25 protein-coding genes are annotated in these 25,758 nt (G+C 61.8%); 19 read left to right on the forward strand and 6 right to left on the reverse strand.

Going from position 1 to position 25,758, the window contains the following annotated elements:
* Nucleotides 1-10 precede the first annotated feature (10 nt).
* The 8 genes from J2857_RS01895 (at nucleotide 11) to J2857_RS01930 (ending at nucleotide 7,664) form a co-directional block, all read left to right on the forward strand.
* Nucleotides 11-940 (forward strand): LysR family transcriptional regulator, encoded by a 930-nt coding sequence (locus tag J2857_RS01895; RefSeq protein ID WP_210008288.1) that lies wholly within the window; start codon nucleotides 11-13, stop codon nucleotides 938-940.
* A gap of 144 nt (nucleotides 941-1,084) precedes the next feature.
* On the forward strand, nucleotides 1,085-2,614 hold the full coding sequence (locus J2857_RS01900) for an ABC transporter substrate-binding protein (RefSeq protein WP_210008289.1): 1,530 nt from the start codon (nucleotides 1,085-1,087) through the stop codon (nucleotides 2,612-2,614).
* Between the two features lie 270 nt (nucleotides 2,615-2,884).
* Nucleotides 2,885-3,835, forward strand: coding sequence for an ABC transporter permease (locus tag J2857_RS01905; protein WP_210008290.1), 951 nt, complete (start codon nucleotides 2,885-2,887; stop codon nucleotides 3,833-3,835).
* 11 nt (nucleotides 3,836-3,846) lie between these two features.
* Entirely contained in the window at nucleotides 3,847-4,665 is an 819-nt protein-coding gene (locus tag J2857_RS01910) for an ABC transporter permease (RefSeq protein WP_210008291.1), read from the forward strand.
* 21 nt (nucleotides 4,666-4,686) lie between these two features.
* Nucleotides 4,687-6,081 (forward strand): amidase, encoded by a 1,395-nt coding sequence (locus tag J2857_RS01915; protein WP_210008292.1) that lies wholly within the window; start codon nucleotides 4,687-4,689, stop codon nucleotides 6,079-6,081.
* A gap of 220 nt (nucleotides 6,082-6,301) precedes the next feature.
* Nucleotides 6,302-6,655: a DUF883 family protein gene (locus J2857_RS01920; protein WP_210008293.1), complete on the forward strand. Its 354-nt coding sequence runs from the start codon at nucleotides 6,302-6,304 to the stop codon at nucleotides 6,653-6,655.
* 23 nt (nucleotides 6,656-6,678) lie between these two features.
* The gene (locus tag J2857_RS01925) at nucleotides 6,679-7,110 is read left to right on the forward strand and encodes a hypothetical protein (RefSeq protein WP_210008294.1); all 432 of its coding nucleotides are present in this window, start codon (nucleotides 6,679-6,681) and stop codon (nucleotides 7,108-7,110) included.
* A 209-nt stretch (nucleotides 7,111-7,319) separates the two neighbouring features.
* The gene (locus tag J2857_RS01930) at nucleotides 7,320-7,664 is read left to right on the forward strand and encodes a hypothetical protein (protein ID WP_210008295.1); all 345 of its coding nucleotides are present in this window, start codon (nucleotides 7,320-7,322) and stop codon (nucleotides 7,662-7,664) included.
* Nucleotides 7,665-7,695: 31 nt separating this feature from the next.
* Here the strand turns inward: J2857_RS01930 and J2857_RS01935 are convergent, their stop codons facing one another.
* Entirely contained in the window at nucleotides 7,696-8,262 is a 567-nt protein-coding gene (locus J2857_RS01935; RefSeq protein ID WP_037077490.1) for an RNA polymerase sigma factor, read from the reverse strand.
* Nucleotides 8,259-8,441: a NepR family anti-sigma factor gene (locus tag J2857_RS01940; RefSeq protein ID WP_210009995.1), complete on the reverse strand. Its 183-nt coding sequence runs from the start codon at nucleotides 8,439-8,441 to the stop codon at nucleotides 8,259-8,261. Before J2857_RS01940 ends, J2857_RS01935 begins: the two co-directional genes overlap by 4 nt.
* 168 nt (nucleotides 8,442-8,609) lie before the next feature.
* Between J2857_RS01940 and J2857_RS01945 the strand changes: the two genes are divergently transcribed.
* The 3 genes from J2857_RS01945 (at nucleotide 8,610) to J2857_RS01955 (ending at nucleotide 10,754) form a co-directional block, all read left to right on the forward strand.
* A complete protein-coding gene (locus J2857_RS01945) occupies nucleotides 8,610-9,404 on the forward strand; it encodes a response regulator (protein ID WP_210008296.1) in 795 nt (264 codons plus the stop codon).
* Between the two features lie 80 nt (nucleotides 9,405-9,484).
* Nucleotides 9,485-9,649 (forward strand): DUF1328 domain-containing protein, encoded by a 165-nt coding sequence (locus J2857_RS01950; protein ID WP_007758228.1) that lies wholly within the window; start codon nucleotides 9,485-9,487, stop codon nucleotides 9,647-9,649.
* 103 nt (nucleotides 9,650-9,752) lie between these two features.
* Nucleotides 9,753-10,754 carry a sensor histidine kinase gene (locus tag J2857_RS01955; RefSeq protein ID WP_210008297.1) on the forward strand — a complete coding sequence of 334 codons (1,002 nt, stop codon included), beginning with the start codon at nucleotides 9,753-9,755 and terminating at the stop codon, nucleotides 10,752-10,754.
* A gap of 277 nt (nucleotides 10,755-11,031) precedes the next feature.
* Here the strand turns inward: J2857_RS01955 and J2857_RS01960 are convergent, their stop codons facing one another.
* The 4 genes from J2857_RS01960 to J2857_RS01975 form a co-directional block, all read right to left on the reverse strand.
* On the reverse strand, nucleotides 11,032-11,229 hold the full coding sequence (locus J2857_RS01960) for a CsbD family protein (protein ID WP_210008298.1): 198 nt from the start codon (nucleotides 11,227-11,229) through the stop codon (nucleotides 11,032-11,034).
* A 128-nt stretch (nucleotides 11,230-11,357) separates the two neighbouring features.
* The gene (locus tag J2857_RS01965) at nucleotides 11,358-12,284 is read right to left on the reverse strand and encodes an ABC transporter permease (RefSeq protein WP_210008299.1); all 927 of its coding nucleotides are present in this window, start codon (nucleotides 12,282-12,284) and stop codon (nucleotides 11,358-11,360) included.
* Nucleotides 12,277-13,287 carry an ABC transporter permease gene (locus J2857_RS01970; protein ID WP_210008300.1) on the reverse strand — a complete coding sequence of 337 codons (1,011 nt, stop codon included), beginning with the start codon at nucleotides 13,285-13,287 and terminating at the stop codon, nucleotides 12,277-12,279. Before J2857_RS01970 ends, J2857_RS01965 begins: the two co-directional genes overlap by 8 nt.
* Before the next feature lie 77 nt (nucleotides 13,288-13,364).
* A complete protein-coding gene (locus tag J2857_RS01975; protein WP_210008301.1) occupies nucleotides 13,365-15,074 on the reverse strand; it encodes a peptide ABC transporter substrate-binding protein in 1,710 nt (569 codons plus the stop codon).
* Between the two features lie 325 nt (nucleotides 15,075-15,399).
* On the opposite strand from J2857_RS01975, the gene J2857_RS01980 reads away from it, so the two are divergent.
* From J2857_RS01980 to J2857_RS02015, 8 genes are all read left to right on the forward strand, one after another.
* On the forward strand, nucleotides 15,400-16,563 hold the full coding sequence (locus J2857_RS01980; protein WP_210008302.1) for a M20 aminoacylase family protein: 1,164 nt from the start codon (nucleotides 15,400-15,402) through the stop codon (nucleotides 16,561-16,563).
* 14 nt (nucleotides 16,564-16,577) lie between these two features.
* Entirely contained in the window at nucleotides 16,578-18,425 is a 1,848-nt protein-coding gene (locus tag J2857_RS01985) for an ABC transporter ATP-binding protein (protein ID WP_210008303.1), read from the forward strand.
* Between the two features lie 459 nt (nucleotides 18,426-18,884).
* Entirely contained in the window at nucleotides 18,885-19,838 is a 954-nt protein-coding gene (locus tag J2857_RS01990; RefSeq protein WP_210008304.1) for a sugar-binding transcriptional regulator, read from the forward strand.
* Nucleotides 19,839-19,984: 146 nt separating this feature from the next.
* Nucleotides 19,985-21,310 (forward strand): ABC transporter substrate-binding protein, encoded by a 1,326-nt coding sequence (locus tag J2857_RS01995; protein WP_210008305.1) that lies wholly within the window; start codon nucleotides 19,985-19,987, stop codon nucleotides 21,308-21,310.
* A gap of 213 nt (nucleotides 21,311-21,523) precedes the next feature.
* Nucleotides 21,524-22,396 carry a carbohydrate ABC transporter permease gene (locus tag J2857_RS02000; RefSeq protein ID WP_210008306.1) on the forward strand — a complete coding sequence of 291 codons (873 nt, stop codon included), beginning with the start codon at nucleotides 21,524-21,526 and terminating at the stop codon, nucleotides 22,394-22,396.
* A 9-nt stretch (nucleotides 22,397-22,405) separates the two neighbouring features.
* Nucleotides 22,406-23,230 (forward strand): carbohydrate ABC transporter permease, encoded by an 825-nt coding sequence (locus J2857_RS02005; protein WP_210008307.1) that lies wholly within the window; start codon nucleotides 22,406-22,408, stop codon nucleotides 23,228-23,230.
* A gap of 11 nt (nucleotides 23,231-23,241) precedes the next feature.
* Nucleotides 23,242-24,246: an ABC transporter ATP-binding protein gene (locus tag J2857_RS02010; RefSeq protein WP_210008308.1), complete on the forward strand. Its 1,005-nt coding sequence runs from the start codon at nucleotides 23,242-23,244 to the stop codon at nucleotides 24,244-24,246.
* A gap of 22 nt (nucleotides 24,247-24,268) precedes the next feature.
* Complete coding sequence (locus J2857_RS02015) at nucleotides 24,269-25,750, forward strand: mannitol dehydrogenase family protein (RefSeq protein WP_210008309.1); 1,482 nt, start codon at nucleotides 24,269-24,271, stop codon at nucleotides 25,748-25,750.
* Nucleotides 25,751-25,758 lie beyond the last annotated feature (8 nt).

Here is a 25,758-nt window from a genome sequence, read left to right on the forward strand (position 1 = left end):
GCAGGATCGCATGCAGCTTCGGGCGCTTATGTATTTCGACGAACTGGTCCGCACCAATTCGATGCGGGCGGCAGCCGAGAACCTCAACGTCGCGGCGACCGCGGTCTCCCGGCAGATCGAGAATCTCGAACATTATTTCGGCACGCCGCTCGTCGAGCGCAGCAATCGCGGCATCAAGCTGACCGCCGCTGGCGAACTCCTGGCGGCGCGGGCGGGGCGGACGCTGCGCGAGCTCGAACACGTGCACCAGTTGATCGATGACCTGCAGGGCCTGCAGCGTGGCAAGGTGGTCATCTATGCCAACGGCGCGACGGTCGCCAACCTGATCGCGCCGGTGCTTGCGGAATTCAGCCTACGTTATCCGAAGCTGCGTTTCGAGGTGGCGATCACCAGCGCCCGCGAGGCGGTGGAGGCGCTCGCCGCGGCGGAGGCCGACCTGGTCGTGACGCTGTTTGCGCCAAAGATATCCGGGGTGAAGGTGCGGCTGCGCTCCGAGATTACCTATGACGTCATCATGGCGGCCGACCATCCGTCCGCCGGCGCCAGTGAACTGACGTTGCGCGACCTCGTCCGCATGCCGCTCGCGCTGCCCGACAAGAATTTCGGCGCCCGCCAGGCCTTCGAGGAACTGTTCGCCAAGGACGGGCTGGAGCTCGATCCGGTTTTCGTCACCGGTTCCCTGGAAATGCTGAAGGAACTGGTGTTGCGCCGCGCGGCGGTGACGCTTTTGCCGGCGCTCGCGGTGCAGCGCGAAATCGATGCCGGCCAGCTTGCCGCGGTGCCGATCGTCGCCGGCAAGGCGGTGCGCACGCCGATCGATCTCTGCGTCGCACCGGACCGCCAGCTTTCGTTTGCGGCCGGCAAGCTGGTCGATTTCATCGAGCGCTTCATGCGTGGCGCCGATGCGCGCAAATCGGCGCCTAAAAGAGCATCGGCTTAAATGTGTTGGCGTAGCGTTTTCGGCTACACAGAGCACACAAAATTCTGCATTGTGTGTGCACCTGCGAAATGACACACTTTTGGCAATCGACGATCCCGCAGGTGCCGATCAGGCGGGTCTCGTTCCAAAAAAAGGGGATGACGGATGGGCAGGATGACGCTTTTGGGCTCTGCTACGATATTGAAGAGTGCAGCTTTTGGCCTTGCGATCAGCGCGGGCCTGCTTTTGGGCCAGACAGGCGCCGAGGCGGCGGCGAAGACCGCGATCACAGTCGGGATGGCAATCGAGCCGGCTGGCCTCGATCCCACGGTCGCAGCACCGGTCGCGATCGGCCAGGTGACCTGGCAGAACATTTTCGAGGGTTTGACGACCATCGACAAGGACGGCAAGATCAAGCCGCAGCTTGCCGAAAGCTGGCAGATCTCGCCGGATGGCCTGACCTACACGTTCAAGCTCCGCCAGGGGGTCAAGTTCCATAATGGCGTTGCCTTCGACAGTTCTGTCGCCAAGTTTTCGATCGACCGCGCCCGAGGCGCCGACTCGGTCAACCCGCAGAAGCGTTATTTCGCCTCGATCGACACGGTCGAGACACCGGATGCCTCGACGCTCGTCCTGAAGCTCAAGCAGCCGGCCGGCAGCCTGCTTTACTGGCTCGGCTGGCCGTCCTCCAGCATCGTCGAGCCGAAGTCGGCTGCCGACAACAAGACCACCCCGATCGGCACCGGCCCGTTCAAGTTCGTGAGCTGGTCGAAAGGCTCCAAGGTCGATCTCGCCAAGAATGCCGACTACTGGAACAAGGCCGTCTCGCTGAAGCTCGCCACAGCCGCCTTCCGTTTCATCAGCGACCCCCAGGCCCAGGCCGCGGCGCTGAAGGCCGGCGACGTCGATGCCTTCCCGGAATTCGGGGCGCCCGAACTGATCAAGTCCTTCGAGGGCGACAAGCGGCTGACGACCGTTATCGGCAATACCGAGCTCAAGGTCGTCGCGGGCATGAACAATACCCGCAAGCCGTTCAGCGACAAGAAGGTCCGCCAGGCCCTGATGATGGCCGTCGATCGCGCCACCGTCGTCGAGGGTGCATGGTCCGGATTCGGCACGCCGATCGGCAGCCACTACACGCCGAACGACCGCGGCTACAAGGACCTGACCGGCGTCTATCCGTACGATGCCGCAAAGGCGAAGGCGCTGCTCGCCGAGGCCGGCTTCCCGAACGGCTTCACCTTCACCATCAAGGCCCCGCAGATGGCCTATGCGCAGCGCACCTCGCAGGTGCTGCAGGCGATGTTTGCGGAAATCGGCGTGACGATGAATATCGAGACCACCGAATTCCCGGCGAAATGGGTGGCCGACGTGCTGAAGGCGGCCGACTACGACATGACCATCGTCGCCCACGCAGAACCGATGGACATCGACATCTATTCCCGCGATCCCTACTACTTCAACTACAAGAACCCGGCCTTCAACGACGTGCTGAAAAAGGTCGAGATGACCTCCGATGCCGCCGAGCAGGAAAAGCTCTACGGCGAAGCACAGACCATCCTCGCCGGTGACGTGCCGTCGCTGTTCCTGTTCGTCATGCCGAAGCTCGGTGTGTGGGACGGCAAGGTGAAGGGGCTTTGGGAAAACGAGCCGATCCCCTCGAACGTGCTCACAGATGTTCATTGGGAAGAGTGAAGTCTAAGCGATGAGTTGGAGTGGGGTGCGGGCGGCATATCGATCTCCCCCTTTTGGGGGGAGATGCCTGGCAGGGCAGAGGGGGGTAACCTCTCAGCATGTTCTTGAGCCATTGTGTTTGCCGTGCCGTTGCTACCCCCCTCTGTCGCCTTCAGTGACATCTCCCCCTCGAGGGGGGAGATCGGTGGAAGCTTGCCGCACCGCTTCCCGTACCCTCGTCGCTATGACAAGCACAGGAAAGAGGATCGTTCAAAATCAGGAGGTCTCCCCATGATCTCCATTCTCATCCGCCGAACCTTAAGCCTCGCCATCACGCTGCTCGTCGTCTCGCTGCTGATCTTCACCGTCATGGACCTGCTACCGGGCGATCCGGCGGCGATCATGCTCGGCACTTCGGCGAGCCCGGAAACGCTCGCGGCGCTCCAGAAGCAGTTGGGTCTCGACCAGCCGCTGCCGGTGCGTTACCTCGCCTGGCTTGCCGGCGTGTTCCGGGGCGATCTCGGGCAGTCCTATACCTATGGCGTGCCGGTCGCGGGGTTGATCGGCGAACGGCTCGCCGTCACCCTGCCGCTGGCGCTGATTGCTATCTTTCTCTCGGTGACGATCGCCATTCCCCTCGGCGTTCAGGCGGCGCGCAAGCATAACGGTGTCTTTGATTTCGCAGCCGGCCTGTTCTCCTATGTCAGCATTGCGGTGCCGGCCTTCTGGGTCGGGCTGCTGCTGATCATCCTGTTCTCGACCATGCTGGGCTGGATGCCGGCCGGCGGGTTTCCCGGCTGGGACGCGGGGCTTCTTGCCGGCCTCAAGGCGCTCCTCCTGCCGGCCGTGGCACTCGCCCTGCCGCAGGCCGGCGTGCTGACGCGCGTGGCGCGGGCCGCGGTTCTGGAGGTGATGAACGAGGATTTCGTGCGTACTGCCCGCGCGAAGGGCCTGAGCGAGGGTGTCGCCATCTGGCGGCATGCGGTGCCGAACGCGCTGGTTCCGGTCTTCACCATGCTCGGTCTGCAGTTCACCTTCCTGATCGCAGGCGCGGTTTTGGTCGAGAACGTCTTCAACCTGCCTGGCCTCGGGCGGCTTGCCTATCAGGCGCTGTCGCAGCGCGACATCATCGTCATGCAGGATGTCGTGCTGTTCTTCTCGGCCCTGGTGATCCTGATGAATTTCCTGGTCGATCTCGCCTATCTGGTCGTCGACCCGCGCCTCAGGGCCAATGCACAATGAGGTCGGGTGCAATGAGGAAAACCCTTCGCCGCCCCGTCCTCCTCATCGGGTTTGTCATCACGCTGGCGCTGTTTGCAGTGGCGCTGCTGTCGCTCGTCTGGACGCCGTTTCCGCCGACCAAGATGAACATCGTCCACAAGCTGAAGGCACCACTCGATTTCGGTCTCCTCGGCACCGACCAGTTTGGTCGCGACGTCGCATCGATGCTGATGGTCGGGGCCTGGAATTCGCTGTCGACTTCCATCCTCGCCGTGCTTCTCGGCGCAAGCGTCGGCACGGCCGTCGGCGTCGTCGTCGCCATGCGGCGAGGCTGGCTGGAACTTGTCGTCATGCGCGGCTGCGACATCATCTTCGCGGTTCCGCCAATCCTGTCGGCGATGATGCTCGGCGCCTTCATCGGATCGGGCCGGTTCACGGCGATCATCGCCATCGGCGTGTTCATGGTGCCGGTCTTCGCGCGGCTCTCGCTCGGCGCCGCCCTGCAGGTCTGGACGCGGGACTATGTCACTGCCGCCGTCAGCATGGGCCGGCCGAAAGCCAAGATCACGCTCGTGCATGTGCTGCCGAACATTTCCAACCAGATTATAGTGCAAATAACGATCCAGCTTGGTCTCGCGATCCTGACCGAAGCCGGCCTCTCCTTCCTCGGCCTCGGCATGCCGCCGCCGACGCCGACCTGGGGGCGGATGCTGGCGGATGCTCAGACCTTCCTCGGCCAGGCGCCGTGGCTGGCGCTGATGCCGGGGCTTGCGATCGCGCTTGCCGTGCTCGGCCTCAATATGCTCGGTGACGGCCTGCGAGACCTTCTCGATCCCCGCGACAATTCCTGATTTCGAAATGAAGATATTGCCATGAATGACCTGCTCAAACTGACGATCCGCGAACTGCTCGATCTCTATTCGGTGAAAGAACTGTCGCCCTCGGAATACTGGCTGGCGGTGGAAGATCGCGTGGCTGCCTTCGAACCGCGTGTGCAGGCACTCTATCTCTACGATCCCGAAAGCGCCCGGGCGCAGGCTGCTGCGTCCACCAACCGCTGGATGAAAGGCGAGACGTTGGGCGTACTGGACGGCATTCCGGTAACGCTGAAGGAACTGATCGCCACCAAGGGCCAGCCGGTGCCACTCGGGACCGCTGCAGTCGAACTGGTGCCGGCCGCAGAGGATGCCCCGATCGCCGCCCGCTGCCGCGAGGACGGTGCGGTGATTTTTGCTAAGACCACATGCCCGGACTACGGCATGCTCTCCTCCGGCCTGTCGAGCTTTCACCACCTCAGCCGCAACCCTTGGGACCTGACCCAGAACCCCGGCGGTTCGAGCGCCGGCGCGTCTGCTGCCGGTGCCGCGGGTTTCGGCCCCTTGCATATCGGCACGGATATCGGTGGTTCGGTACGCCTACCGGCCGGCTGGACCGGGCTGTTCGGCTTCAAGCCGAGCCAGGGCCGCATTCCGGTCGATCCCTATTATGTCGGCCGCTGCGCCGGGCCGATGACCCGCACGGTCGAGGATGCCGCCTATTCGATGGCGACGCTGTCGCGGCCCGACTGGCGCGATGGCACCTCGCTGCCGCCCAACGATTTCGACTGGCTGGATTTCGATATCGACGTGAAGGGCATGAAGATCGGCCTGATGCTCGATGCCGGCATCGGCCTTGCCGTCGATGAGGAGGTCCGCGAGGCGGTCGTGGCCGCCGCCAGACGCTTCGAAGAGGCGGGCGCGATCGTTATTCCGGTCGAACCGGTCATGACCCGCGTCATGCTCGACGGTCTCGACAATTTCTGGCGCTCGCGGTTCTGGGGCGACATCGAGAAGATGCCGGAGGAGCGGCGGGCGCTGATCCTGCCCTATATCTATCAGTGGGCGGAAGGCGGCACTTACATTTCCGGCGTCGAGGCGGTGCGCGGCTTCAACCAGACGATCGAGATGCGCAAGGCCTGCGGAAAGCTGTTCACAACCGTCGATGCGGTGATCTCGCCGACCAATCCGATCGTTTCCTATCCGGCGGAATGGGCGTCGCCGACCAACGATCCCGCCAAACCTTTCGAGCATATCGGCTTCACCGTGCCGTGGAACATGTCGGAACAGCCGGCCTCGTCGATCAATTGCGGTTTCTCGAAATCCGGCATGCCGATCGGCCTGCAGATCGTCGGCCCGCGCTACGACGATCTGCTCGTGCTGAAACTCTCCAGGGCCTTCGAGCAATGGACCGGCGGCATCTCCGTCTGGCCGGAGCCGCCGGCCGCCTGAGTTTTCCAAATCTTTCGGGCGATTTCTGCGTCGGTGCGACCGTGCTGGGGAACAATCGCGCTTTTGCTGCGTTCAACGGCGGCAAAGAACCGTGAAGCGGGTGGCGTGCGTCGCTCGCTGGGGAAGACCGATCCCGTTTCACGTTTTCCGACGCCGTTTGATTCCGCGCAAAGCCTTCCACGGCGCGCATCCTCTAAGGTCCGCAAAACAGGAGATCGATATGCCCGCAGCCAATCCCACGACCGACTTCGCCCGCAATGGCACCGGCACCGGCCAGACTTCGTCAGCCAGCAAGGATGTCGAAGCCCAGATCCAGCAGCTTCGCGATGATATCGCAGCGCTTACCCGCAGCGTTGCTGCCGTGGGCAATGAGAAGGCCAGCGAATACAAGGGCAAGGCTCGTCGTGTTGCCAACGACGCCGCCGACGCCTCGATGCAGATGGTAGAAGCTGCGCGCGATCAGGCGTTGTCGATGGAAAGGGACCTGGAGCGCCAGATTCGCACCAACCCTATCCAGGCCGTCGCCATCGCCGCCGGCGTCGGCTTCCTCTTCGCGCTGCTGACGCGCCGCTGATGATGGCAGGACTTGGTCCCCTGTTGGCTTCGCTCGCCGCGATGGATGTCGCGGCGTTCACGCGCAGGCTCAAAAGAAACGCGTTTCTCTACGCCCTCGTGCTGCTTTTCCTGCTGACCGCCTATGGGCTGCTAGTGGCGGCGCTCGCAGTCTACCTGGCCGGCATATGGGGAGCGCCGATGGCGCTGGTGGCAGTGGCCGGCGGCGCGCTTGTGCTGGCGTTCGTTGTATATCTCTGCGTCGCGATCGCCAACGGCGCCGAACAGCGCCGCAAACGGGAGGCCGCAGCCTCCAACAGTTCCAAGGCGCTGATGATGACGGCTGCTCTGACGGCATTGCCCCTGCTCGTCAAATCCCGCCCGCTATTGCTCGTCGCGGTGGTCGGCGGCCTTGGTTTCCTCGCAACAAAGACCCTGGGCGCTTCGGGTCGGCGCGATTCCGAGCCGGCCGAGTAAGCAAATCTTGTCACCGCGATCTCAACGGTCGCCTGCCTTTATGCGGGCGGTCGCACTCTGCGATCTGCCAAGGCCTGCTCTCCATGAAAAAAGGCTGCCGCGAACAATAGTGGGCTGTTTGCGACCGCCCTGTGTCTTTTGTAAATGACCACGCGCTCTCTCGATGATCTAGCCGAATTTCGTTGTGGAAATTTGGGCGGACCTTGTTGTTGCGAATCCTCGTTGTCGATCGGGAATTTCTGGTGGCCATGGAAGTGGAGACCGTGCTCGCCGAGGCGTTTTCCTGCGAGGTTAAGGTCGCAACGCCGCGCACCTATGCGGTAGACCTGGAGCAAGGCCTGTTCGACGTTGTAGTCATCGATTCAGCCCTGGTCCGTGAGGAGAGCGAGGATGCCGCGCTTCGATTGCGAGCCTGCGGGGCGGGGCTGGTTTTCACCACGCTCAGTGCTGCGGACATGGAGGGTGTGAAGGGCTGGGACGGAGTAACCGTCGTCGCCAAGCCGTTCAACGACCACCACCTCGTCGAGGCCGTCAAAAACGCCGCCCGGCTGTGAGCGGCGTTTCCTGAGTTTGGAGTTTAGAGGATCAGCTGCCGAAGGCGCGCGAGGTGATCGCAGCGTCGCCTGCGTCCGGGCCGTAGTCGCCCTCGCCGGAGACGCCAAGCAGTTCCTGGAGGCGGGTGCGGGCGCGGGAAACACGGCTCTTGATGGTGCCGACGGCGCAGCCGCAGATGGCAGCCGCCTCCTCATAGGCGAAACCGGCAGCACCCACCAGGATGATCGCTTCGCGCTGATCGTCGGGCAGCTTGTCCAAGGCCTTGCGGAAATCCTGCAGGTCAAGTCGGCCGTACTGTTCCGGATGGACAGAAAACCGCTCGCTGAAAAGGCCGTCGCTATCCTGAACCTCGCGCCCGCGCTTGCGCATCTGGCTGTAGAATTCGTTGCGCAGGATGGTGAACAGCCACGCCCGCATATTGGTACCGGCGGTGAAGCTGGTCTGGTTTGCCCAGGCTTTCATGATCGTATCCTGAACAAGGTCGTCCGCCTTGTCGTGCCGGCCTGTCAGGGATACGGCAAATGCACGCAGGTTGGGCAGCGACGCGAGAAGGTCGCGCTTGAAGCCGCGATCGTCGATCTCGTCTTCCTTGCTCATTTTGCGTTCACCGGCTTGGCATTCTTCTCCGCCTGCTCCAGACGCTCAAGAAGATCGAGAAAACGATCCGGAATCCCTTCTTCCTGTACCGCGTCGTAGAAGTCCCGTAACTTGCGGGATATGGATGCATTCGGCGGCACCGCTCCGGGTCGGACTTCGTGGGATTGGATTTCTGTCATCTCTTCTTTTTTTCTGTTGTCGTCACTCATCACGCGGGCAGCCTGTTGCGATATCGTCGGGCAAAGGAATTCCTGGCGGCAAAAAAAGTTCCACTCTTGCGGAACTTTTTTTCCAGGCTCACGTTCATAACAGGTCAATTGCCCGCTGGGCATCGAGGGAGATTTTGTATGTCACTCACCACACGCGTTGCGTCTCACCTTCCATATCTGCGTCGGTATGCTCGCGCCGTCACCGGGTCACAGACTTCGGGAGACGCTTATGTCGCCGCGGTCCTGGAAGCGTTGATCGCAGACGTTTCGATATTCCCCGAAACGTCCAAGGACCGTGTCTCGCTCTATAAACTCTTTGTTACAATTTTTGGTTCCACGAACATTGAGATTCGCCCCATCGAATCGCCGTTCGCCTGGGAGCAGCGCGCGGCGGCCAATCTCTCGATGCTTCCTTCTCAGTCTCGGCATGCGTTCTTGCTGGTCTCGGTCGAAGGGTTCAGCCTTGAGGAGGCCGCCGAAGTCCTGGACGTCAGCACCGCCGAGGTGAACCGCCTGCTCGACGACGCAACCCGCGAAATCTCGCGACAGGTGGCAACCGACATCATGATCATCGAGGACGAGCCGCTGATCGCGCTCGACATCGAGCAGATGGTGCAGGATCTCGGCCACCGCGTCACGGGCATCGCCCGCACCCACAAGGAAGCGGTGTCGCTCTTCCAGTCCTCGCATCCGAAAATGGTACTCGCTGACATCCAGCTTGCCGACGGCAGCTCAGGCATCGACGCGGTCAACGAAATCCTGAAGTCGTCGAGCGTGCCGGTGATCTTCATCACCGCCTTTCCGGAACGGCTTCTGACCGGCGAACGGCCGGAGCCGGCCTTCCTCGTCACCAAGCCGTTCAATCCGGACATGGTGAAGGCGTTGATCAGCCAGGCGCTGTTCTTCAACGAGGCCGTCAGGGCCGCCGCTTGATCCCATCGGCGGCGGTCGGGCTGGCAGGCCGGAACAATATACAACAGATGGGCGTTCTGGCACATCCGAAGAGGGAAACCATGTTGTATTATGCTCTTGTCTGCCTGCTCGTGGCGATCTTCACCGGTGCGCTCGGCTTTAGCGGCATTGCAGGAACGGCAACCGGTCTCGCCCAGCTCCTGTTTTTCCTGTTTCTCGCGTTGCTGCTGATATCGCTGGTCGTCGGGTTGTTCCGGCGCGTTTGACGTCCTATAAAAGGCGGATAATCATGCTCATAAATGCGGGTATCTATGCGTTCAGCAGGCGCCCGGTCTTCCCAACTGGCCCGCGGACGGAGTGAGGAATTTGGTGCATCCCCTGACATGGCAGCAGGCTGGTCAGAGTGATGACAAGTTACGTGAATTCTTCATGCCGGCGCTGGTGGATCTCGGCGCCAGCATCATGATCCAGGACGCCGGCCGAAATTATCTCTTCGTGACCCATCTTCCGGAGATCTGGGCTGTCGAGCATGTCAGGACCCCAACCGATGTCAGCCTGTTCGGGGAGGAGGTCGGGGCAAAGCTCGCGACCCTCAAGGAGGCCATGACGGAAGCAGGGCGCAAGGGCCATATCGAGATCACCATCGGCACCGAGCAGATCTACGAGTTCCGGGTCCAGACGGTTGAATTCTCCAATGGCGGCCTGCATTTCGTCACCACGATCATCGACCGTTCCGAGGAACGTCATCGCGAGCGTCTGCTGCGCGCGCTGCTGCGGGAAGTCAGTCATCGTTCCAAGAACCTGCTCGCCATCATCCAGAGCATCGCGCTGCAGACGGCGCGGTATTCGGGCTCGCTGGAACTGTTTCTGCACAAGTTCCGGGGGCGGCTGTATTCCCTCTCGCAGAGCCAGGACCTGATCACCGATTCAAGCTGGCGCGGCGCTTATTTCTTCGAACTGGTGCAGCAGCAGACGGAAAAATACCTGCCCGAAAACAAACATCTGGTGCGCGTCCACGGCGACAATATTCTTCTGACGCCAAACGCCTCGCTGCATATCGGATTGGCGCTGCACGAGCTGATCGTCAATGCTGTCAGCCACGGTTCGCTTTTGCGCAGCGGCAGGGTCATCAACGTCACCTGCACCCGCATGCATCTCAACGGGCATGACTCGCTCGAGATGATCTGGGACGAGGTGCTGGATGCCAGCCGGAGCTCCGAAGACACCGAGGACTCCCTGAAGGCGCATTTCGGCAGTACCGTCCTGGAACGTGTCGTGCCGGCTTCGGTCAACGGCAAGGCGCAATACGTCATTTCCAGCGATCGCATCAGCTATCGGCTGGTATTCCCGCTTGAAAGCGGTGGGGATTGAAGATCAGCCGGCAGTCGTTAGCGAGCAGTTTTTAGGATCTCGCGGAAGACGGCTGCGAAAAGCCCGCCCTCGATCGCGGCGATACTGCCCACTCACCGCCATCCGCCTAAAACTGAGCTGGCCCGGTTCCGATTGACGGAGCCGAGCCAGTTCGTCTCTTCGAGGGGGATTGAAGAGTAGGTTCGAAGGCTTTGTAGGGCGGGGGACGGGGGGTCGCCTTCGAACACTGGTAGAACGAGCGTCCCGGAAATAAGTTCCGGGGCGTTCGAAAAAAAATTTAGTGCTTGCGAAGCCAGTCGTCGACCTCCCGATCGGCGTCTTCCTGGGCCTTGCCGTAGCGCTCCCGGATCTTGCCGGCGAGCTGCTTGCGGTTGCCGGCGATCTTATCCAGATCGTCGCCGGTGAGCTTGCCCCACTGGGTCTGGACCTTGCCTTTGAACTGTTCCCAATTTCCTTCGACCTGATTCCAGTTCATTGCGTGTTCCTCCTGATTGCTGGCGGACGATCCCGCCGAAGGCCTAACCACGCTCCGGCCATCCTGTTCCTGCCCCCGCCAACAAAAATGGCGGCCGAAGCCGCCATTTTCGCGGATGCCAATCGCGGTCAGTGTTTCAGCGCCCTCGGGTCGAGCGCGTCGCGGATCGCGTCGCCCATGTAGTTGACGCTGAGGACGGTCAGCGAGATCGCCAGGCCTGGCCAGAGCACGCGCGAGGGCGTTAGCTGGAGGAAGTTGGCGCCGTCGAACAACAGCCGTCCCCAGGTCGGGAAATCCGAGGGAAAGCCGAGGCCGAGGAAGCTCAGCGCGGATTCGGTGATGATCGCCGAGGCGATCCCCAATGTCGCGGAAACCATGATCGAGCTCAGCACGTTCGGCAGGATGTGCCTGAGGATGATGCGGTATTCCCGCATGCCGCTCGATTTCGCCGCCAGGATGAATTCCTGGCTTTTGACGGCCAGCACGTCGCCGCGCACGATGCGGGCGGTGTGCATCCAGCTGGTGATCCCGATCACGAAGACGATCAGGATGAAGATGCCGGTTTCCGGTCCGAACGCTGCCCGCAAGGTATCACGGAACAGCATCAGGATGACGAGCAGCAGCGGCAGCAGCGGCAAGGCCAGGAACAGGTCGGTGATGCGCATCAGCGGCCCGTCGAGCCTGCGGATATAGCCGGACACCACTCCGACCAGGGTCCCGAGGAAGAGCGCCAGCAGCATGGCCGTGATGCCCACCGCAAGCGAGATGCGGCCGCCGGCGAGCACCTGGGCAAGCATGTCCTTGCCCAGGTTGTCGGTACCGAACGGATGAGCCAGGGACGGCCATTGGTTCTTGTCGCGGATGTTGATGGCGTTCGGGGCCACGCGGTGGATATACGGGCCGACGAAGACCGCTAGGACTATGAAGGTAAAGACGATAAGCCCGACGACGCCGCCCCTATGGGCACGGAACTGGCGCCAGATGTCGGCGAAGGCGGATCGGGTGGGGGTTGCCGCCTTGGCGGGTGGCGTGGTTGTGAGCGTCGCATCAGTCATAACGGATCCTCGGGTCAAGAATGCCGTAAAGCACGTCGGCGATGAGGTTGAAGAGCACGATCAACACCGCGAAGATGAAGGTCAGGGTCTGGACGAGCGGGATATCGGCCCCCTGGACGGCGATAATCAGAAGCTGGCCGAGGCCATTCACGCGAAAGATCTGCTCGGTGATGATGGCGCCCGAGAAGATCGTCGGGACGCCGAGCGCGATCACGGTGACGACCGGGATCAGGCTGTTGCGCAGCACGTGGACGAGCAGGACCGACTTTTCCTTGACGCCCTTGGCGCGCGCCGTGCGCACATAGTCCTGATGCAGGTTGTCCAGCATCGAGGCCCGCACGAAGCGGGTGATCTGCGACGCGTTGAAGAGCGACAGGACTGTCACCGGCAGAGCCATCTGCTTGATCTGCTGAAAGAAGCTCGAGAAGTCGTTGACGACGAGATTGGTGTCATAGACCGACGGGAACCACTGCAGGTAGGAGGAGAAGATCACGACAAGCAGGACGCCGGTAAAGAAGGTCGGTACCGAGTAACCGACCATCGACAGGAAGGTGCCGATCTGGTCGAAGATCGAGTACTGCTTGTAGGCGGAGATGACCCCGATCGGAACGGCGATCAGCACGCCGAACAGATAGGCGAGGCCGACGACCCACAGCGTCTGGGGCAGGCGCTGGACAATCAGGTCGACGACCGGGCTTCTGGTCGCCCAGGAAAGCACCCGCATGCGGTTCCCGTCGCCGAACTGCCAACCGGTCATGCGTTCGAGGATGTTGAGCGGTTCGTTGATGAAGAACTGCTGCAGCCAGTAGAGGTAGCGGAAGAAGAATGGCTGATCGAGGCCGAGCGATGCGCGGATCTGTTCGCGAACCTCCGGCGGGATCGTCAACGGCAGGTCGCCGGTCGGATCGTTGGGTGCAAGATCGAGCAGCGCGAAAATAACGAAGCTGATAATCAGCAGCGTCGGGATTGCGAAGAGCAATCGCCGCAAGGTGTAGGTGAACATCAAGAAGTCTCCCGACTAGCACGGAGAAGAAAATGCGGACGTCGGGCCTGCCTCAAGGGCAGGCCCGACGATCGGCATCACTTCCCGCGCGACCAGTCGGCGATGTTCCACAGCTCGCTATCCCAGGCGTTCATCTTCACGCCGGCGAGCTTGAGGGAATGCGAGGAGACGCTACCGCGGTGGACGAGCGGGATATGCGCGCCTTCCTCGGTCAGCATGTCGTTGAGCTGCTTGGCAAGTGCGGCGCGCTTGTCGAGTTCAGCAGTCTTCGAGAGCTCGCCGACCAGCTTGTCATAGGCCGGGTTGCAGTAACGCGGGATGTTCTGACCCTGCCAGCCGTTTGCCGGCCCCGGAACCTTGTCGCACAGCCATTCCGCCAGATATTTTTCCGGATCGGTGCCGTCGAAGTTGTTGGTGTACATTTCGACGTCGGCATAGAACTTCTGGAAGGTGTCCGGGCTTGCCGGGTCGCCGCCGAAGAAGACAGAGGCGCTGGCATTGCGCAGTTCAGCGCCGACGCCGATCTGCGACCACATGTCCTTCACCAGTTCCTGGGTCGCCTGGCGAACAGAGTTGGTGGAGGTGGCGTAGAGGTAGGAGAGCTTGACGCCGTTCTTGGCGCGGATGCCATCCGGACCTTTCTTCCAGCCGGCATCGTCGAGCAGCTTGTTGGCTGCTGCGATATCCTGCTTCAGGCACCAGCTGTCGTTCTTGGTGGACGCAACGGCGGCCGGGGCGGGCACGATGTTGCAGGTCGCCTTGCCGGCAGCGCCGTAACCGGCTTCGACGATGATGCTGCGGTCGATGGCAAGCGACAGGGCGCGGCGGACGGCCGGGTCGGAGAGCGACGGATGCGGGCCGGCTTCCTTGGTGGAGCGCTTTGCGCCAAGCGAGGGATCGGCGTTGTAGTGGTTGAGGTTGATACGCTCAACCTGGGTGCCGAATGCCGTTTCCAGCTTGCCCTTGCCGGCTGCGACCATCTTGGCGAGGATTTCCGGCTCTACCTGCATATTCCAGGCATAGTCGTATTCGCCGGTTTCGAGAACGGCGCGCGCAGCCGACGCGGCGTCACCGCCGCCCTTGAGGGTGACGGTCGCGAAGGCGGGCTTGGCCGCGTCGCGGTAGTTCGTGTTGGCAGTCAGCGTGATGACGTCGTTCGGCTTGAATTCCTTGACGACGAACGGGCCGGTGCCGATCGGGCCGAAATTGGCGGAGGTGCAGCCCGGAGCCTTGGCGCCGACGCAGTTTTCGAACTGCTTCTTCTGGATGACCGGCGACTGGGCGCCGACGAAGGCGCTGTAGGGATACGGTTTCGGCTCGGTGAAGGTGATCTTAACCGTCTGCGGATCGGGAGCCTCGACGCTCTTGACGCCCTCGTACTGGGCGGCCTGGGCGCAACCGCCGTCCGGCGCGATGCAGTATTTCCAGGTGAAGATGACGTCGTCGGCCGTGAAAGGCGTGCCATCCGACCACTTGACGCCTGGCTTGATCTTCCAGGTCATGCTGAGCAGGTCCTTGGCGACGCCGCCGTTCTCGACGGTCGGAATCTCGGTGACCAGCGTCGGCACAAGCGCGCCCGTCTCGTCGTAGCGGGCGAGCGGCTCGATCACCATCGAGGACGCGTAGACTTCCTTGGTGCCGCCGGAGAGGTAGGGGTTCATCGTCGAAACGGCCTGCCAGAACAGGATCTTCAGATCCCCGTCTGTGCCGCGGGCCGCATAGGCGGCCGAGCCTGCGAAGGCCAAGGCGGCTACGGTGCCTGCCAGAAGAAGTTTGAGGTTTTTCATGCTGCTATTCCCCTTGTCGTTCTCTTATGAGTTGTGGTTGGGCAGGCCGGTCAAGCCGGCTTTTTATGCCTCGGGACTGCGAAGTCGCCTTCCTCAACTTATTGACTTCGCAGCGTATTTCTTGTCCGTTCCTCCTCCGAAACTACCTTAAGAACAAGTTACATCCTGCCGCTTTTAGCGAGCATGATCAAATTTTGAGCCATCTAAGCATAGGCCTATTTTCCGTTCAAGCCGGAAAATTGAAGCTTGCAAAATCGTGTCTTCGCGTCGCAATATCCGCTCCGACCAGTGTGGGAAACAGCAAAAAAACAATGAGGTCTGCGTAATGCCCGTCATCAATCGCGTCGCCGAAATGCAGGATCAGGTCGCCGAGTGGCGGCGCCATCTGCATGAGAATCCGGAGCTTCTCTATGACGTCCACGAGACCTCGAAATTCGTCGCCGAGAAGTTGAAGGCATTCGGTTGCGACGTCGTCGAGACCGGCATCGGCAGGACCGGCGTCGTCGGCATCATCAAGGGCAGCCAGGGCGATGGGCCGGTGATCGGTTTCCGCGCCGACATGGACGCGCTGCCGATCCTCGAGACCTCCGGCAAGCCCTGGGCTTCCAAGACGCCCGGCAAGGCGCATTCCTGCGGCCATGACGGCCACACCGCCATGCTGCTCGGCGCGGCCCAGTATCTTGCCGAGACCCGCAATTTCAAAGGCTCGATCGCGGTGATCTTTCAGCCGGCGGAAGAGGGCGGCGCCGGCGCGCTGGCGATGATCAACGACGGCATGATGGAGAAGTTCGACATCCGCCAAGTCTACGGCATGCACAACGAGCCACGGCTTCCAGTCGGCAGTTTCTCCACCCGCAAGGGCGGCATCATGGCGGCCGCCGACACATTCGAGATCACCATCCACGGCCGCGGCAGCCATGCCGCCCAGCCGCACAATTCCATCGATCCGATCCTTGTTTCCTCGCATATCGTGCTGGCGCTGCAGTCGATCGTGTCGCGCGAGACCGACCCCCTGAAGTCGCTCGTCGTCACCGTCGCCTCGATCCATGGCGGCGAGGCGAGCAATGTCATTCCGGCCTTTGTGAAGATGACCGGAACGGTGCGCACGCTGCTGCCGGAGACCCGCGATTTCGCCGAGAAACGCCTGAGCGAAGTGGCGCAATCGACCGCGATCGCCCATGGGGCGACAGCCGACATCATGTATCGCCGCGGCTATCCGGTCACCTTCAACCATGACAACGAGACCGATTTTGCAGTCGAGATCGCGGCCAAGGTCGCCGGTCCCAAGGCAGTTCAGACGGGCATGGCGCCGCATATGGGCGCGGAAGACTTTTCCTACATGCTGGAAAAGCGCCCAGGCGCCTTCATCTTCATCGGCAACGGCGATACCGCCAGCCTCCACAACGCTGCCTACGACTTCAACGACGAGGCAATTCCCTTTGGCGTCAGCTATTGGGTGACGCTCGCCGAAACCGCGCTCGCCGCCTGAACCAGGAGATCTCCATGCTGCTTTCGGGAACTTCCATGGAACAGGGCGGCGGTTCGGTGACCCCCGTCCTGTCTGTCCGCAATCTTTCCACCTCGTTTCGTGTGAACGACGAGTGGCGCACCGTGGTGCGCAACATCTCGTTCGATGTGGCGCCGCGCGAGACGGTGGCGATCGTCGGCGAATCGGGCTCGGGCAAGAGCGTTACCTCCCTGTCGATCATGCGGCTGCTGCCGAAGAATACGAGCAAGATCGAAGGCCAGGTCTTCCTCAACGGCCGCGAACTGCTGTCGCTGCCGGAAGAGCAGATGCGCCAGGTGCGCGGCAAAGACATCTCGATGATCTTCCAGGAGCCGATGACCTCGCTCAACCCGATCTTCCCGATCGGCAAGCAGATCGCCGAGGCGCTGACCGTCCATACCGATATCAGCAATGCCGATGCGAAGGCCGAGGTCATCCGCCTGCTCGAAAAGGTGCGCATCCCGAACGCCTCCTCGCGTTTCGACGAATATCCGCACCAGTTTTCGGGCGGCATGCGCCAGCGCGTGATGATCGCCATGGCGCTCGCCGCCAGGCCGAAGCTACTGATCGCCGACGAGCCGACCACTGCGCTCGACGTGACGATCCAGGGCCAGATCCTCGATCTCATCAAGGTGCTGCAGGAAGAGGAGGGCATGTCGGTCCTGTTCATCACGCACGACATGGGCGTGGTGGCCGAGGTTGCCGACCGCACGATCGTCATGTATCGCGGCGATGCGGTCGAGACGGGCGAGACCAGCGACATTTTCCACCGCGGCCAGCACCCCTATACCCGCGCGCTTCTCTCCGCGGTGCCGCGGCTCGGTTCGATGGGCGAGCGCAAGCTTCCGCTGCGTTTCCCGATCGTCGATATCAAGACCGGCGAACAGCAGCCGCTCGCCGATGTGACCGACACGGTCGGCAAGGGCAAGACGCCGATATTGGACGTCAAGGACCTGACCACCCGCTTCGATATCCACTCCGGCCTGTTCGGCCGCAAGTCCGGCGCCGTGCACGCCGTCGAAAAGGTCTCCTTCAACCTGTTCCCGGGCGAGACGCTGTCGCTCGTTGGAGAATCGGGCTGCGGCAAGTCGACCACCGGCCGATCGGTCACCCGCCTGATCACGCCGACCAGCGGCGAGGTCACCCTCGACGGCTATGAGGTGATGAAGCTCGACCAGCCGACGCTGCGCCAGATGCGCCGGTCGATCCAGATGGTCTTCCAGGACCCGTTTGCCTCATTGAACCCGCGCATGAGCGTCGGTTCCGCGGTCATGGAACCCTATATCGAGCACAGCCTCGGCACCAAGCAACAGGCCCGCGACAAGGCCGCCAGCCTGATGGAAAAAGTCGGTCTTTCGGCCGACATGATGAAGCGTTTCCCGCACGAATTTTCCGGCGGCCAGCGCCAGCGCATCGCGATTGCCCGCGCCCTGATGCTCGACCCGAAGATCATCGTTGCCGACGAAGCGGTCTCGGCGCTCGACGTGTCGATCAAGGCGCAGGTCTGCAACCTGTTGCTAGATCTGCAGCAGAGCCTGAACCTCGCCTTCCTGTTCATTTCCCACGACATGGCGGTGGTCGAGCGCGTCAGCCACCGGGTGGCGGTCATGTATCTCGGCGAGATCGTCGAGATCGGTCCGCGGGCAGCGGTGTTCGAAAACCCGCAGCATCCCTATACGAGGAAGCTGATGTCGGCCGTGCCGGTTCCGGATCCGTCCCGCCGGCGGATCAAGCGCAACATGTCGACCGACGAGATCAAGAGCCCGATCCGCCCGGTCAACTACGTGCCGCCGAAGCGGGAATACCGTGAGGTTTCCGCAGGGCATGTGGTGCAGGTGGCTTGAGGCTTTCCGCGCTGTCAGTGATCGCCGAATTTGCCGGTCGCCCGGATTTCTGGTATTTTTGTGATGTCAGAAATCCGGGCGATTTGCTAATTTTGGCATTGAGGAAACGGTCTTTCATGAGCGCGACAAGGACACGATCCGGCAGCGCACCCCTCAGGCGATCGAGGACAATCCTCTCGATGCAGAGGACATCGCTATGTTCGAAATGTTCGACCGAGAAGGATTGTCGACCGAAGAGCAGCTAGCCTATGTGCGCGAAGACCTGAAAAAGCGACTTCAGCAAAGAAAGAGTCGATTGTTTCTGCTGTCGCCCGTCGATAGTCCGTTGCCTAGGTGAGCGGATATCACGCGCTTTCCGCGATCCGTATTACGCAGGCTGCATTGCTTGCCCCCCGTTCCTCCGACCGTTTGACAGACCATCCGAAACCATGGCAGCAACACGCGGAGGAGAATTCTGCCATGGCAAAACGGTCTGATACGCAAGGGCGGCTCGATGATGCGGCGCGGGCCGGCTGGCTCTACTATGTCGCCGGGCGCACCCAGGACGAGATCGCCGCGGCCATGAGCATTTCGCGGCAGTCGGCGCAGCGGCTGGTGTCGCTGGCGGTTGCCGAGCGGTTGATCAAGGTGCGGCTCGACCATCCGATTGCCGCCTGCCTGGAACTCGCCGAGGCGCTGCGCAAAAAATACGATCTCAAACATGTCGAAGTGGTGCCGAGTGACCCGGCCGGCGTCTCCGGCACCGTCGGGATCGCCGAAGCCGGGGCCGCCGAGATCGAGCGCTGGCTGAAGCGGCCGGATCCGATCGTGATTGCGGTCGGCACGGGCCGCACGCTGAAGGCCGCCGTCGACCAGTTGCCGCCGATGGAATGCCCGCAGCACCGCATCGTGTCGCTCACCGGCAATATCGGGCCGGACGGGTCGGCTGCCTTCTACAACGTCATCTTTTCCATGGCAGACGCCATCAAGGCGCGGCATTTCCCGATGCCGCTGCCGGTTCTCTGTTCCTCGGCCGAAGAGCGCGAGACCCTGCACGACCAGGTGCTGGTGCGCTCGACGCTGAAGCTTGGGGCCCAGGCCGACGTCACCTTCGTCGGAATCGGGGAACTTGGGCCAGACGGCCCGCTCTGCGTCGACGGTTTTCTCGGCAAGGAGGAGATGCTGAAGCTCGTCCAGGAAGGGGCGGCCGGCGAGATCTGCGGCTGGGTCTATGACAGCGAGGGCCGGTTTCTCGCCAATTCCATCAACGACCGCGTCGCCAGCGTGCCGATCCCTTCGCGGGAGACCTCCGCGGTCATCGGAATCGCTCAGGGGCGCAAGAAACTCCAGGCAATTTCCGCCGCGCTCAAGGGCAATATCATCAACGGTGTGATCACCGACGAGGCGACCGCGGAGCAATTGCTCTCTCGCTGAGCAAAAATTATAATTAGCCAAATCAATGATATGACCTTCGTCTGCTGCATTGCAGCGACGAATGGCGATTGACTTTTTGCGGCAATAAGTGAGTAATTGCCCATGAGCAAAGCGAATGCTCGTTACTCATCTTCTGGGAGGAAGATATGACATTGAAGACGATTTTGCTGGGCGCCTGCTCGGCGCTGGCGCTTGCCGGCCTTTTCTCCACCACGGCTTCGGCTGAAACCCTCACCATCGCGACCGTCAATAATGGCGACATGGTCCGCATGCAGGGCCTGACCTCCGAGTTCACCAAGGCCAATCCGGACATCCAGATCAACTGGGTCACGCTCGAAGAAAACGTGCTGCGCGAGCGCGTCACCACCGACATCGCCACGAAGGGCGGTCAGTACGACATCCTGACCATCGGCAATTACGAAGTGCCGATCTGGGCCAAGCAGGGCTGGCTGCTGGAGCTGAACAAACTCGGCGACAAGTACGACACCAACGACATCCTGCCGGCGATCAAGGGCGGCCTGACGGTCAACGGCAAGCTCTATGCCGCGCCGTTCTACGGCGAGTCGGCGATGATCATGTATCGCAAGGACCTGTTCGAGAAGGCCGGCCTGAAGATGCCGGAAAACCCGACCTGGGAATTCATCGGCGATGCGGCCCGCAAGATCACCGACCGCAAGGCGGACGTGAACGGCATCTGCCTGCGCGGCAAGGCCGGCTGGGGCGAGAACATGGCGTTCATCACCGCGCTCACCAACTCGTTTGGCGGCCGCTGGTTCGACGAAAAGTGGACCCCGCAGTTCGACCAGCCGGAATGGAAGGCAGCGCTGCAGTTCTACGTGGACCTGATGAAGGATGCCGGACCGTCGGGCGCTTCCTCGAACGGCTTCAACGAAAACCTGACGCTGTTCCAGCAGGGCAAATGCGGCATGTGGATGGACGCTACCGTGGCTGCCTCCTTCGTCTCCAACCCGAAGGATTCCAAGGTTGCCGACAAGGTGGGTTACGCGCTCTTCCCGGTGAAAGGCGAGTTGAAGAACCATGGCAACTGGCTGTGGTCGTGGAACCTCGCGGTCCCGAACTCTTCGAAGAAGGCTGACTCGGCGCAGAAGTTCATCTCCTGGGCGACCAGCAAGGAATATACCCAGCTCGTCGCCTCCAAGGAAGGCTGGGCCAACGTTCCTCCGGGCACCCGCACCTCGCTCTACAACAACGAGGACTACAAGAAGGCCGCCGCCTTCGCGGTTCCGACGCTTGCCGCAATGAACGCTGCCGACATCACCAAGCCGACCGTCAAGCCGGTGCCCTATACCGGCGGCCAGTTCGTGGCGATCCCTGAATTCCAGGCAATCGGCACCAATGTCGGCCAGCTGTTCTCGGCAGTCGTCGCCGGCCAGTCCACGGTCGCCGATGCGCTTGCCCAGGCCCAGACGGCAACGACGCGCGAAATGAAGCGCGCCGGTTATCCGAAGTAAGCCTCCAGGGCCTCTGGTTGTCCGGTCGTTCTTGCGCCGGACAGCCGGATCCTGCCGATGTCACCCGCTCGGAGCGGGCGATGATCAGGCAAGGCAATCGGACAAAGACAACCAGATAACAACAAAAAGCTGCATCCCGCGACCGTCTCCTTCCCCAAAAGAAAAAGGCGCGGGATAACTGGAACGACCACGTTCCACGGGAGGGCGTCTGATATGGCAACGCAAAACACCAAGACGTTGGCGCGCCTGATGATGGCGCCCTCCGTTCTGCTTCTTCTGGTCTGGATGATCGTGCCGCTGGCGATGACGCTGTGGTTCTCGTTCCAGAACTACAATCTGCTCGATCCGTCCAATGTCAGCTTCACGGGTCTCTTCAACTACCAGTTCTTCTATACCGACCCTGCTTTCTTCCAGTCGATCTGGAACACGCTGGTCATCGTCGGCGGGGTGCTCTTGATCACCGTCATCGGCGGCATCGCGATCGCGCTGCTTCTCGACCAGCCGATCTTCGGGCAGGGCATCGTCCGCATCCTGATCATCTCGCCTTTCTTCGTCATGCCGCCGGTTGCGGCGCTGGTGTGGAAGAATATGATCATGAACCCGAGCTACGGGGTGTTTGCCGACATCTCGAGGTTCTTCGGGCTCCGGCCGATCGACTGGTTCGCGCAATATCCGCTTTTCTCGATCGTCATCATCGTCGCCTGGCAGTGGCTGCCTTTCGCGACGCTCATTCTTCTGACTGCGCTGCAGTCGCTCGACGGCGAACAGAAGGAAGCGGCGGAGATGGATGGCGCCAACTTCTTCAACCGGTTCGTCTATCTCGTGCTGCCGCATCTCGCCCGGTCGATCACCGTCGTCATCCTCATCCAGACGATCTTCCTGCTCGGCGTCTATGCGGAAATCCTGGTCACCACCAATGGCGGCCCCGGTTACGCCTCCACGAACCTCGCCTTCCTGATCTACCGCACGGCGCTCCTCGGCTACGATGTCGGCGGCGCCTCGGCAGGCGGCATTATCGCAGTCGTGCTTGCCAATATCGTCGCCTTCTTCCTGATGCGCGCCGTCGGCAAGAACCTGGACCGGTAGGAGAAGATCATGGCACGCAACGTTACGACAAGACACAAGGTCACCGCCACCGCCGCCGCCTGGATCGTCGCGCTGATCATCTTCTTCCCGATCCTCTACACGCTGATCACCAGCATCAAGACCGAGCCGGAAGCGATTGCGGGCTTCAGCCTTTGGCCGTCCGGCACGTTCGAGAACTACATCACGGTCCAGACGCAACGCGACTACCTGAAGCCGTTCATGAACTCGGTGATCCTGTCGGTCGGCTCCACCATCCTGGCGCTTATCATCGCGATCCCGTCCGCCTGGGCGATGGCTTTCTCGCCGACCAAGCGCACCAAGGACATCCTGATGTGGATGCTGTCGACCAAGATGATGCCGGCGGTCGCCGTGCTGGTGCCGATCTACCTGATGTTCCGCGATTTCGGCCTGCTCGACAGCCGCATCGGCTTGACCGTCATGCTGACGCTGATCAACCTGCCGATCGTGGTGTGGATGCTCTACACCTACTTTCGCGAAATTCCGGGCGAGATCCTAGAAGCGTCGCGGATGGACGGGGCGGGGCTGTGGCAGGAGATCGTCTACGTGCTGACGCCGATGGCGGTGCCGGGCATCGCCTCGACGCTGCTCCTCAACATCATCCTCGCCTGGAACGAGTCGTTCTGGACGATCCGGCTGTCGACCACCAATGCGGCGCCGCTGACGGCCTTCATCGCGTCCTTCTCCAGCCCGCAAGGCCTGTTCTGGGCAAAACTCTCGGCCGCCTCGACCATGGCGATTGCGCCGATCCTCATCCTCGGCTGGTTCTCACAGAAACAACTCGTTCGCGGCCTCACGTTTGGCGCGGTTAAGTAAGGAAGACGGACATGGGCAGCATCACGCTCCAAAAAGTGTCGAAAGTGTTCGGCGAGGCGAAGGTCATCCCTTCGATCGATCTTGAAATCAATGACGGCGAGTTCGTCGTTTTCGTCGGTCCCTCCGGCTGCGGCAAGTCCACGCTGCTGCGCCTGATCGCCGGGCTGGAAGACGTCAGCGACGGCCAGATCCTGATCGACGGCAAGGACGTCACCCAGGCTGCCCCCGCCGAACGCGGTCTTGCCATGGTGTTCCAGTCCTACGCGCTCTACCCGCATATGAGTGTGCGCAACAACATCGCCTTTCCCTTGAAAATGGCGAAGATGGAGAAATCTGCCATCGACAAGAAGGTGACGGATGCCGCCCGGGTGCTGAACCTTACCGATTACCTTGAACGCCGCCCCTCGCAGCTCTCCGGCGGCCAGCGCCAGCGCGTCGCGATCGGCCGCGCGATCGTGCGCGAACCCTCGGCCTTCCTCTTCGACGAGCCGCTCTCCAATCTGGACGCCGCATTGCGCGGCACGATGCGGCTGGAGATCAGCGACCTGCACCACCAGCTCAAGACGACGATGGTCTACGTCACCCACGACCAGGTCGAGGCGATGACCATGGCCGACAAGATCGTCGTCCTGAACCGCGGCAATATCGAGCAGGTCGGTTCGCCGCTCGAACTCTACAAGAGCCCACGCAACCTGTTCGTCGCCGGATTCATTGGTTCGCCGCACATGAACTTCGTCGATGGTGCCTATGCGCAATCGAAGAGCGCCAAGACCGCCGGTATTCGGCCGGAGCATCTCATCCTTTCGAAGGACAGCGGCCTGTGGACCGGCACGGTGAAGGTCGCCGAACATCTCGGCGCCGACACGTTCCTGCATCTCGATGTCGATGGCATCGGCCAGGTCACTGCCCGCGCGGGTGGCGAGTTCGGCGCCCAATACGGCGACCGGGTTTACCTTACGCCCGACGAAGCCAAGCTGCATCGGTTCGACGACAAGGGCATCGCCCTTCGCGCCTGAGCGCAAGACTGGAGTGAAGACAATGACTGTGAAGCTTTCGCTGGCGAGCTTGAAGGACGCTGCGGTCACCGCCGCCGTGCCGGCTTACGATCCCAAGGGGCTGACCGCGGGCATCCTGCATTTCGGTGTCGGCAATTTCCACCGCGCCCATCAGGCGATCTATCTCGACGACCTGTTCAACACCGGCAAGGCGCATGACTGGGCAATCATCGGCGCCGGCGTGATGCCGTCCGACGGTGCCATGCGCGACAAGTTGAAGGCCCAGGATTTCCTCACCACCGTCGTCGAGCAGGACAACAACAGGACCGCCGCCCGCGTCACCGCGCCGATGATCGACATCATCGCCCCCGGCGAGGTCGCGAGCCTGATCGAGACGCTGGCCGATCCGAACATCCGCATCGTTTCGATGACGATCACCGAAGGCGGCTATTTCATCGATGCCTCGGGTGCGTTCAACCCGGCCCATCCGGCGATCGCCGAAGATGGGAAGAACCCCGCGAACCCGAAGACCGTGTTCGGGCTGATCCTTGCCGGCCTCAGGGAGCGCAGGGCGCGGGGGATTGCCCCGTTCACCATCATGTCCTGCGACAATATTCCCGGAAACGGTGAGGTGACCGAGAACGCCGTGATCGGGCTCGCCCGGCTTTCCGACCCGGATTTCGCCCACTGGATCCATGAGAACGTCGCTTTTCCGAACTCGATGGTCGACCGCATCACGCCGGCCACAGGCCAACGCGAGATCGACATCCTCAAGAACGATTTCGGCATCGACGACAACTGGCCGGTGTTCTGCGAGGAATTCAAGCAGTGGGTGATGGAGGACAAGTTCCCCGCCGGCCGTCCGCGGCTGGAAGAGGTCGGTGTCCAGTTCGTGGCCGACGTGGCGCCCTATGAGCTGATGAAGATCCGCATCCTCAACGGCGGCCATGCGGCCATCGCCTATCCGGCGGCATTGCTCGACATTCATTTCGTCCACGAGGCGATGGAGCACAAGTTGATCCGCGGCTTCCTCGAAAAGCTGGAAAAGGACGAGATCATTCCGGTCATCCCGCCGGTGCCGAACACCAACCTCATCGACTATTACAAGCTGATCGAGCGGCGGTTCTCCAACCCGAAGATCGGCGACACGATCCCGCGGCTGGCGCAGGACGGCTCCAACCGCCAGCCGAAATTCATCCTGCCCTCGACCGCCGACCGGCTCGCCAAGGGGCAGGACATTATCGGCCTGTCGCTGGTTTCGGCGCTGTGGTGCCGCTATTTCGCGGGTACGTCCGACAGCGGCAAGGAGATCGTCTTCAACGATGCCAGTGCCGACCGCCTGAACGCCGCGGCGCTGAAAGCCAGGGACAACCCGGCGGCCTTCCTTGCGCTTGGCGACATTTTTGGTGACGTTGCGAAATCCGAGCTGTTTCGCACCCGCTTCGCGCATGCGCTGAAGACGCTCTGGGAGCAGGGGACGGCAAAGACGCTCGAGCTTTATCTCGGCGGCAAGCTGGTCAAATAGCGGGTGAC

Source organism: Neorhizobium galegae, assembly GCF_017877055.1.
In the GTDB taxonomy this organism is placed as follows: Bacteria; Pseudomonadota; Alphaproteobacteria; order Rhizobiales; family Rhizobiaceae; genus Neorhizobium; species Neorhizobium galegae_D.

Bases quoted from the DNA above. Each gene is read 5' to 3' on its own strand.
- J2857_RS01980 (WP_210008302.1), top strand. From the start codon at position 15,400: ATGCCCGTCATCAATCGCGTCGCCGAAATGCAGGATCAGGTCGCCGAG.
- J2857_RS01995 (WP_210008305.1), top strand. From the start codon at position 19,985: ATGACATTGAAGACGATTTTGCTGGGCGCCTGCTCGGCGCTGGCGCTT.
- J2857_RS02000 (WP_210008306.1), top strand. From the start codon at position 21,524: ATGGCAACGCAAAACACCAAGACGTTGGCGCGCCTGATGATGGCGCCC.
- J2857_RS02005 (WP_210008307.1), top strand. From the start codon at position 22,406: ATGGCACGCAACGTTACGACAAGACACAAGGTCACCGCCACCGCCGCC.
- J2857_RS01905 (WP_210008290.1), top strand. From the start codon at position 2,885: ATGATCTCCATTCTCATCCGCCGAACCTTAAGCCTCGCCATCACGCTG.
- J2857_RS01895 (WP_210008288.1), top strand. From the start codon at position 11: ATGCAGCTTCGGGCGCTTATGTATTTCGACGAACTGGTCCGCACCAAT.
- J2857_RS01965 (WP_210008299.1), bottom strand. From the start codon at position 12,284: ATGACTGATGCGACGCTCACAACCACGCCACCCGCCAAGGCGGCAACC.
- J2857_RS02010 (WP_210008308.1), top strand. From the start codon at position 23,242: ATGGGCAGCATCACGCTCCAAAAAGTGTCGAAAGTGTTCGGCGAGGCG.
- J2857_RS01990 (WP_210008304.1), top strand. From the start codon at position 18,885: ATGGCAAAACGGTCTGATACGCAAGGGCGGCTCGATGATGCGGCGCGG.
- J2857_RS01910 (WP_210008291.1), top strand. From the start codon at position 3,847: ATGAGGAAAACCCTTCGCCGCCCCGTCCTCCTCATCGGGTTTGTCATC.
- J2857_RS01945 (WP_210008296.1), top strand. From the start codon at position 8,610: ATGTCACTCACCACACGCGTTGCGTCTCACCTTCCATATCTGCGTCGG.
- J2857_RS01960 (WP_210008298.1), bottom strand. From the start codon at position 11,229: ATGAACTGGAATCAGGTCGAAGGAAATTGGGAACAGTTCAAAGGCAAG.
- J2857_RS01940 (WP_210009995.1), bottom strand. From the start codon at position 8,441: ATGACAGAAATCCAATCCCACGAAGTCCGACCCGGAGCGGTGCCGCCG.
- J2857_RS01915 (WP_210008292.1), top strand. From the start codon at position 4,687: ATGAATGACCTGCTCAAACTGACGATCCGCGAACTGCTCGATCTCTAT.
- J2857_RS01920 (WP_210008293.1), top strand. From the start codon at position 6,302: ATGCCCGCAGCCAATCCCACGACCGACTTCGCCCGCAATGGCACCGGC.
- J2857_RS01900 (WP_210008289.1), top strand. From the start codon at position 1,085: ATGGGCAGGATGACGCTTTTGGGCTCTGCTACGATATTGAAGAGTGCA.
- J2857_RS01950 (WP_007758228.1), top strand. From the start codon at position 9,485: ATGTTGTATTATGCTCTTGTCTGCCTGCTCGTGGCGATCTTCACCGGT.
- J2857_RS01985 (WP_210008303.1), top strand. From the start codon at position 16,578: ATGCTGCTTTCGGGAACTTCCATGGAACAGGGCGGCGGTTCGGTGACC.
- J2857_RS01975 (WP_210008301.1), bottom strand. From the start codon at position 15,074: ATGAAAAACCTCAAACTTCTTCTGGCAGGCACCGTAGCCGCCTTGGCC.
- J2857_RS01935 (WP_037077490.1), bottom strand. From the start codon at position 8,262: ATGAGCAAGGAAGACGAGATCGACGATCGCGGCTTCAAGCGCGACCTT.
- J2857_RS01970 (WP_210008300.1), bottom strand. From the start codon at position 13,287: ATGTTCACCTACACCTTGCGGCGATTGCTCTTCGCAATCCCGACGCTG.
- J2857_RS02015 (WP_210008309.1), top strand. From the start codon at position 24,269: ATGACTGTGAAGCTTTCGCTGGCGAGCTTGAAGGACGCTGCGGTCACC.